The following is a 7,332-nucleotide window of genomic DNA, read 5'->3' as shown; positions in this document are numbered from 1 at the left end:
CCCAGCGACTCCATTGCTTCATGGCTGCTGCAGGCATGTCACCGACCATATTCAGGCGCTTCCCCGGAAAATAGCCGGCAATGGGAGTGCTAATAGGAGCTGCAAAATACCATAACAACCAGGATGTCCAGCGGACCTGTTTGCTGGCTTTCAGCCAATAGCCGGTACCGCTGGCTATGGTTACCATCTTATCTATCTTATTGGCGTTATGTGCCATGGCAACAATTTGCCCACCCAGGCTGTGAGCCAGCCAGATTAGGGGGGCGCCCTTCTGACAGGACTGCGCATAGTCAAGTACCGAGGTGATATCGAGCTCAGCCCAGTCAATAATATCGGATTTTATTTGCTTAAGTGGTTTATCAACCGACTGGCCAATACCGTAGTAGTCAAAAGTAATGACCCGGTAGCCCTGTTCGCTTAACCAGCGGGCTATAGGCTGATAAAAGCGCTGTTTCACACCTAGGGCGGCGGCTATAACAATTGTAGCCTTAACGGTCGACTCAGGTTCAAAACGTACACAATGCAGGTAGCGGTTATTGGCGGTGAGCTCAACGCTTTTCATAGTCACTGATTAATTCGGTTAGTTGGGTAAAACGGCGTTGAATGGCTTCACCGTCGCTTTTTTATAAACACCGGCTTGCCAGTAGGGGTCGTCGTTAGCCCACTGTTCCGCTTCTTCCTGAGAGTCAAATTCAGCGATGACCACTGAGCCGGTAAAACCGAGTACACCCGGGTCAAGCTCTGCGATAGCCGGGCAGGGACCGGCGACCAGTAAGCGACCGTCGTTCTGTAAGGCTTTTAAGCGCTCAAGGTGAGCTGGGCGTGCCTGCTTGCGACCTTCCAGTGAGTTTTCATGGTCTTCTGCGAAAATAACAAACCACATTAGTTTGTGTTCTCCTCATCAATGGCGTGGTGGTACATGTAAAACCCGGTGCCAATTGTGAATATGAGTGAAATACCCAAAATGCCGAATACTTTAAAATTAACCCAGGCTTCCTGACTCCAATACTCCGCAATGTAGAGGTTCACGGCTGCCAATGCCACGCAAAAGATGATCCATGCGTAGGTCAGCCTCAGCCAGGCAATGTCAGGCAGTTTGATATCTTTACCCATCATAGCCTGAATCGGGCTGCGTTTTTTCCAAACTAAGCCGCCCAAAAGTAGAAATGCAATAGCGAGATACACAACAGAGACTTTCATTTTGATGAACCAGTCGTCACGCAATAACAGCGTTACTGCACCGAATAGCATAACAACGACTAATATCACCCAGTGGCGTGTTGTCAGTGGTTGCTTCAGCAGCTTAAGGCCCAATAACTGAACCACTGTCCCTGCCATTAGTACGCCGGTAGCGACGTAAATATCGGCCATTTTGTAAAACACAAAAAAAGCGATTATGGGTAAATACTCTAACAACAGGGCCATTAACTACTCCGGTGGCAACTTTATGACAATTGGGTTGCGGCCTTCATGCCTTTTACAAAAGCTCTAAGGTCCGCTGTTTGCTGCGCGTTATTGTCGAGGTTTTTCTCAATAAGCGCAACCACAGCTGAGCCACTAATTGCACCGTCGGCACCTGCCGCAAGCGCCTGTTGTACATGCTCAGGCCGGGATATGCCAAACCCAAGCAAAGTCGGCGGCGCACCGGCTTCTTTCAGTTTATTAATCAGCTCAGATGCCGGAGCCTGCATTTGCGTGTCGGCTCCGGTAACCCCTGAGCGGCTCAGCAGATAGACATAACCTGAGCATTGTTCAGCAATAGTGACTAACAGTGCATCACTGGCATCCGGTGGCGCAATAAACACAGCGTCTATACCAATCTCTTTTGCAATGTCGGCAAAACGTTTGGCTTCCTTGGTCGGAACATCGGCAATAAGTACTGAATCGACGCCAACATCTTTCATTTGCTGATAAAACTCACGAACACCTTTGGCGTAGATTAAGTTGGCGTAAACCAATAACCCAATGGGTATTTGTGGCGAATAGTCGCGAACCTCTCTTAAAATCCGCAAAATATCATTAAAGGTTGTGCCCGCGTCTAAGGCTCGTAGGTTTGCCCGTTGAATCATGGGGCCGTCAGCTACAGGGTCCGAAAATGGGAGCCCAAGTTCCAGCGCATCGGCGCCGCCATCGATAAGTGCTTTGATAACTTCGACACTTTGCCCCGGAGTCGGGTCTCCTATGGTGACAAATGGCACAAAAGCGCCCTGATTATCATCTTTTAATTGTGCGAAACACGTTTCATAACGGCTCATTGTTGTTCCTCCGTAGCGCTAACTCCAGCATTCTCCTGAGCGCTGAATATACGACGTACGTGATCGATGTCTTTGTCGCCGCGTCCCGACAGGTTAATCAATAAAATTTCAGGTGCATCTGGTTCGGCTGCGCGTTTCAATGCATAAGCTAAAGCATGGGCTGATTCCAGCGCCGGAATAATACCCTCATGACGCGACAGCAACTTAAAGGCTTCCAGTGCTTCCTCATCGGTAACCGATTCATAGCGTGCACGACCAATGGCTTTTAGATGCGCATGCTGAGGACCTACGCCAGGGTAGTCGAGGCCCGCTGATACGGAATAGGACTCTTCGATTTGTCCTTCCGGGTTTTGCATTAAAAATGACAGACAACCGTGCAAAATACCGGGCTTTCCTGCAGTGAGTGTGGCCCCGTGATGCTTGGTTTCCACACCTTTACCGGCAGGTTCAACACCAACCAGCTCCACGTCTTCTTCGTCGATGAAGTCGGCGAACATGCCAATGGCGTTTGAGCCACCACCGACACAGGCAATAACTTCATCGGGTAAACGACCGGCCTGCTCTTTAATTTGGGCCTTAGCCTCCTCACCAATCATGCGGTGGAATTCGCGCACTATGGTCGGGAAGGGGTGTGCCCCGGCGGCAGTTCCTAATAAGTAATGAGTATCCGGGTAGCTGGAAGTCCAGTCGCGCAGCGCTTCGTTGACCGCGTCTTTTAAAGTACCGCTGCCGGTATCGACGGGCACAACCTTTGCGCCCATTAATTCCATACGAAAGACATTGGGTTGTTGGCGTTCAACGTCTTTCTTACCCATATAAATAATGCACTCTAAGTCCAGCAGGGCACAGGCAAGGGCTGTCGCGGTTCCGTGTTGCCCTGCGCCGGTTTCGGCAATAATACGGGTTTTGCCCATGCGTTTAGCCAGCAATGCTTGCCCCAGTACCTGGTTGGTTTTATGGGCGCCGCCATGAAGTAAGTCTTCACGCTTAAGGTAAATTTTCGTTTTATTCGGGCTGTGCAGCGGCAGGTTACGGCACAAGCTGAGCGGCGTTGGCCTACCTAGGTAATTTTTCAACAATCCGCGAAACTCAGCTTGAAAATCTTCATCTTGTTGCGCTTCGATAAAGGCCTTTTCCAACTGCTCTAATGCCGGTAATAAGATTTCAGGAACGAACTGGCCGCCGAAATCGCCAAAGTAAGCGGGTAATGACTGACTCATACAGCCTCCTGTTGGGTATGCTTGTCTGATATTTTTGACGAAAATCGACCGTAGTGGCGAATTTTCGTGAATGTTTGAGCTATTTTACTGCTATTTTTAACGCCGGGCTTCCACTCTGCTTGAGAGTTAATGTCGACTCCGGCAAAGCCTAGTTCAATTGCACTGGTAATACTGTCGGGGCCAATGCCTCCTGCCAGCAGGCAGCGCAGACGCTCTTCAGTGCTCAATGGCGCCAAAAATTCCCAGTTAAAGGCCTTGCCGCTGCCGCCACCGCGGTTATCCAGAACAAAGGCATCAACCGGCAGGTCCGGCAATTGTGCCGGGCTTTCAATCGCTAAAGCTTTCCATATTTTTACGGCTTCCAGACCGGCTTGGCGTAATTGCTGACGCAATTGAACAACATAGTCGATATCTTCATGACCATGCAGTTGAATAGCGGAAAGACCGACTTTTCCGGCCGTTTCGATAAGGCTATCTAATGGCTGATCAGCAAAAACACCGACGTACTCAAGGCCAGTGGCTTCTGCTGTTATTTCTTTTGCCTGATGCTGGGTAACGCAGCGGGGAGAGTGCTCAACAAATATCAGTCCACCATATGCGGCGCCTTGTGAGCGGGCGTTTATAGCGTCTTCTGCGCGGGTCAGGCCGCAGACTTTGTTTTGCCCGAAAAGCAGTTTTCGACAGGCTAAATCAACGTCTGGCTGAGCGCTCAATGCGCTGCCAATAAGGAAACCGTTAACAAAGGGAGCTACCCGGCGAATGTCCGCGTGTTCGGAAAATCCCGACTCAGCAATGAGTAAGGCATTCTCCGGTGCCAGCGGAGCTAACTGTGCGCTGCGGTTCGGCTCAATGCTTAAGTCCGTTAAGTCGCGGTGGTTAATACCAATAATGTTCGCGCCCAGGTTTGCGGCACGTTTCATTTCGTTTTCGTTAGCGACTTCGGTGAGCACGTCCATCGCGAGCGATTCGGCGATATCACGCAGGATGGTATACTGCGCATCATCGAGTACAGACAGCATAAGCAAAATAGCGTCTGCGCCAAAGTAACGAGCTCGGTAAACCTGCTCTTCATCAATAAAGAAGTCTTTGCATAAAACCGGCTGAGTCACTTGTTGGCGCACGGCGGTCAGGTAGTCCAGCCGGCCCTGAAAAAACTCAGGTTCGGTTAGTACGGAAATGGCTGCGGCATAAGGCTGGTAACTTTTTGCCAACTGTGGTGCGTCAAAGTCAGCACGAATAAGACCTTTTGATGGTGACGCTTTTTTACACTCCAGAATGAAACCTGCCTGCTCACCACTTAAGGCTTCATATAAGCTACGGTCACTGGGGCTGAGCTGAGACTTTATTTCACTCAGGGGCATAAGGTCAGCCTGAGCTTTATTTTGCTCAACTTTGCGATCGACAATGGTTTTCAGCACATTCTTTTTTAAGCTGATGCTGTCAGACATGATAAGTCTCCTGGGCGTCTTGTACGCGGCGTAAATGCAACAGAGCCTGGCCGGTATCTAAATGCTCCAGTGTTGCTGCAGTTGCGGCTTTCATATCGCTGTATTGTCCACTTAAATAAAGCAAAGCTGCAACGTTCATAGCAACTGAGTGGCGCTGAGCGGGGCTGCCGCCTCCGGCAAGAATGTCTTCCAGAATACGGGCATTGAAGTCAGCATCGCCGCCTTTTAACTCGTCAAGCGGGGCGCTGGGAACACCAAAGTCGTCAGGAGTAACCCGGTACTCATTCAGCTCGCCGTCACGCAGTTCAATGACTTGAGTCGGGCCGTGCAGAGCCAGTTCATCCAGTCCACTTCCATGTACGACCATAGCACGCTTAACCCCCAGTCGCTGTAGGGTTTCAGCCATGGGTCTTACCCATTCCTCACTATAAACGCCGAGCAGTTGAGCATCGGGTCGGGCAGGGTTAACTAAAGGACCAATCAGGTTGAATAAGGTGCGTGTTTTCAGTGTTTGTCTTACCGGCATAGCGTGTTTAATGCCCGGGTGATAATGCGGAGCAAATAAAAAGCAAAAGCCGTTATCGGCCAACTGGGCAGAGGCATCCGAAGGATCCAGATTAACGCGAAGTTTAAGTGCTTCGAGTACATCGGCTGAGCCTGAACGTGAAGACACACTTCGGTTACCATGTTTGGCCACAGCCAGACCCATACTGGCGGCAACCAGAGCAGCCGTGGTGGAGATATTGATGGTGTTGCTGCCATCGCCGCCGGTACCGCAGCTGTCAATGACTGTGGTATCGGGACGGACAAAAGGCTTTGCGGCCGATAAAATCGCTTCGGCGGCACCGGCTAACTCGGCTGGGGTTTCGCCCCGCATTTTCATGGCAATGAGCGCCGCGGTCACCTGAATGTCGTTGAGCTCGCCTTTAATTAAGCGTTGGAAAAACTCACGGGTTTGATCTTGCGTCAGAGCCTCACCAGACATCAGAGTTTGTAGGGCTTTCATGGCTTTGCTCCTGTTAATAAATACTGAATGCTGTTACTAAGTAATTGTTTTCCCTTTGGCGTTAAAAGCGACTCCGGGTGAAACTGAAAGCCAATGGCATGACTAACGGTTCCTGCTTCATTAAAAAACTCGGCAGCCATGGGGATACTGCCATCGGGGCCATCTAAACTGGCGATTACCTTTGTTGCTTCCGGAAGGTCGTAACCACTTAATGAGTGGTAACGCGCTACAACGCACTGGTTGTTATCCGTTGCGGCGGTAAATACGGGATGCTTCACAGTATCGACCTTAGCGGTTTTGCCATGGACAATCTCACCGCAGTTATCAACTCGTCCGCCTGCGTGCTCAATTAACGCCTGAAAGCCCAGACAAATACCCAGCATGGGTATGCGGCCGCTGCAGTATCGGATCACTTCCATCAGGTTTCCGGCATTTGATGGGTGCCCGGGCCCCGGTGACAAGCATACCAGTTGAGGGCCACTGTAATTTTCCAGCTGTTCAATCACATCGGTTGCTGCCAGTTGGTTACGATAAACGACCAGCGGAAAACCTAACTGGCGCAACTCATCCACCAGGTTGTACGAGAACGAGTCGACGTTATCTATCAGTACGATACGAGCTGACTGAGTCATTATAGCGTCTCCTGTTCAGGTAAAGTGTGGGCCTGCTGAATTGCCAGGATAACGGCCTTAGCTTTATTCTCTGTTTCGGCGACTTCGCTGGCCGGATCTGAGTCATGCACTACACCAGCACCGGCCTGCACTATGGCTTCGTCGTTCTTAACAAACGCGGAGCGAATAACAATACAGGTATCCATGTCGCCATTACCGGCCAGATACCCAACAGCGCCGCCGTAGCTGCCGCGACGTTGTTGTTCGACCTGACGAATAAGAGTCGCGGCGCTAACTTTTGGAGCTCCCACTAAAGTGCCCATATTCATGCAGGCGCGGTAAGCGTGAAGAGCATCGCAGTCGTTCCTCAGTTTTGCCACCACGCGTGAAACCAGGTGCATGACATGCGAATAACGGTCAACCTGAAGCAGGTCGGCAACGTAACGAGTGCCGGTTTCGCTAATACGGGCTAAATCGTTACGGGCTAAATCAACCAGCATTAAATGTTCTGCGAGTTCTTTTTGGTCAAGTCGCAGTTCCAGTTCCATGCGGCTGTCTAAGTCCGGGTTAATACTGCCGTCGGCATTTTTACCGCGTGGACGGGTACCGGCAATAGGATAAAGCTCTACCTTATTGGTGTCCTGCTGATATTTCAGTGCGGACTCAGGTGAGGCTCCAAACAGGCAAAAATCCGGATGACTCATAAAAAACATATAGGGTGAGGGGTTATTCTTCTTCAACTGCTGGTAAGCGGCTAACGGATCAGGGCAGGGCATTTTAAAACGCCGGGAC

The 7,332-nt window shown here is 50.6% G+C and carries 9 protein-coding genes; all 9 read right to left on the bottom strand.

The window, feature by feature from the left end:
- A partial coding sequence (locus B3180_RS06180; protein WP_286843555.1) for an alpha/beta fold hydrolase occupies positions 1-562 on the bottom strand: 562 nt, incomplete at its 3' end.
- An 18-nt stretch (positions 563-580) separates the two neighbouring features.
- The gene (locus B3180_RS06175) at positions 581-883 is read right to left on the bottom strand and encodes a YciI family protein (protein WP_222235561.1); all 303 of its coding nucleotides are present in this window, start codon (positions 881-883) and stop codon (positions 581-583) included.
- A complete protein-coding gene (locus B3180_RS06170; protein ID WP_278356704.1) occupies positions 883-1,425 on the bottom strand; it encodes an inner membrane-spanning protein YciB in 543 nt (180 codons plus the stop codon). The genes B3180_RS06175 and B3180_RS06170 overlap by 1 nt, the downstream gene beginning before the upstream one ends.
- 20 nt (positions 1,426-1,445) lie before the next feature.
- On the bottom strand, positions 1,446-2,255 hold the full coding sequence (gene trpA / locus B3180_RS06165) for a tryptophan synthase subunit alpha (RefSeq protein ID WP_278358793.1): 810 nt from the start codon (positions 2,253-2,255) through the stop codon (positions 1,446-1,448).
- Positions 2,252-3,475 (bottom strand): tryptophan synthase subunit beta, encoded by a 1,224-nt coding sequence (gene trpB / locus B3180_RS06160; protein WP_054488440.1) that lies wholly within the window; start codon positions 3,473-3,475, stop codon positions 2,252-2,254. Before trpB ends, trpA begins: the two co-directional genes overlap by 4 nt.
- Entirely contained in the window at positions 3,472-4,923 is a 1,452-nt protein-coding gene (trpCF, locus tag B3180_RS06155; RefSeq protein ID WP_278358792.1) for a bifunctional indole-3-glycerol-phosphate synthase TrpC/phosphoribosylanthranilate isomerase TrpF, read from the bottom strand. Before trpCF ends, trpB begins: the two co-directional genes overlap by 4 nt.
- Positions 4,916-5,929, bottom strand: coding sequence for an anthranilate phosphoribosyltransferase (trpD, locus tag B3180_RS06150; RefSeq protein ID WP_278356055.1), 1,014 nt, complete (start codon positions 5,927-5,929; stop codon positions 4,916-4,918). The genes trpCF and trpD overlap by 8 nt, the downstream gene beginning before the upstream one ends.
- Positions 5,926-6,561, bottom strand: a complete 636-nt coding sequence (locus B3180_RS06145; protein WP_286843549.1) for an anthranilate synthase component II — start codon at positions 6,559-6,561, stop codon at positions 5,926-5,928. The genes trpD and B3180_RS06145 overlap by 4 nt, the downstream gene beginning before the upstream one ends.
- The coding region (locus tag B3180_RS06140; protein ID WP_286843547.1) for an anthranilate synthase component 1 at positions 6,561-7,332 on the bottom strand (772 nt) is incomplete at its 5' end. The genes B3180_RS06140 and B3180_RS06145, both read right to left, overlap by 1 nt.

Source organism: Idiomarina sp. UBA4206, assembly GCF_002383015.1.
GTDB lineage: Bacteria > Pseudomonadota > Gammaproteobacteria > Enterobacterales > Alteromonadaceae > Idiomarina > Idiomarina abyssalis.
The sequence above is the reverse complement of the archived record's forward strand: the minus strand, read 5'-3'. Positions and strand labels throughout refer to the sequence as shown.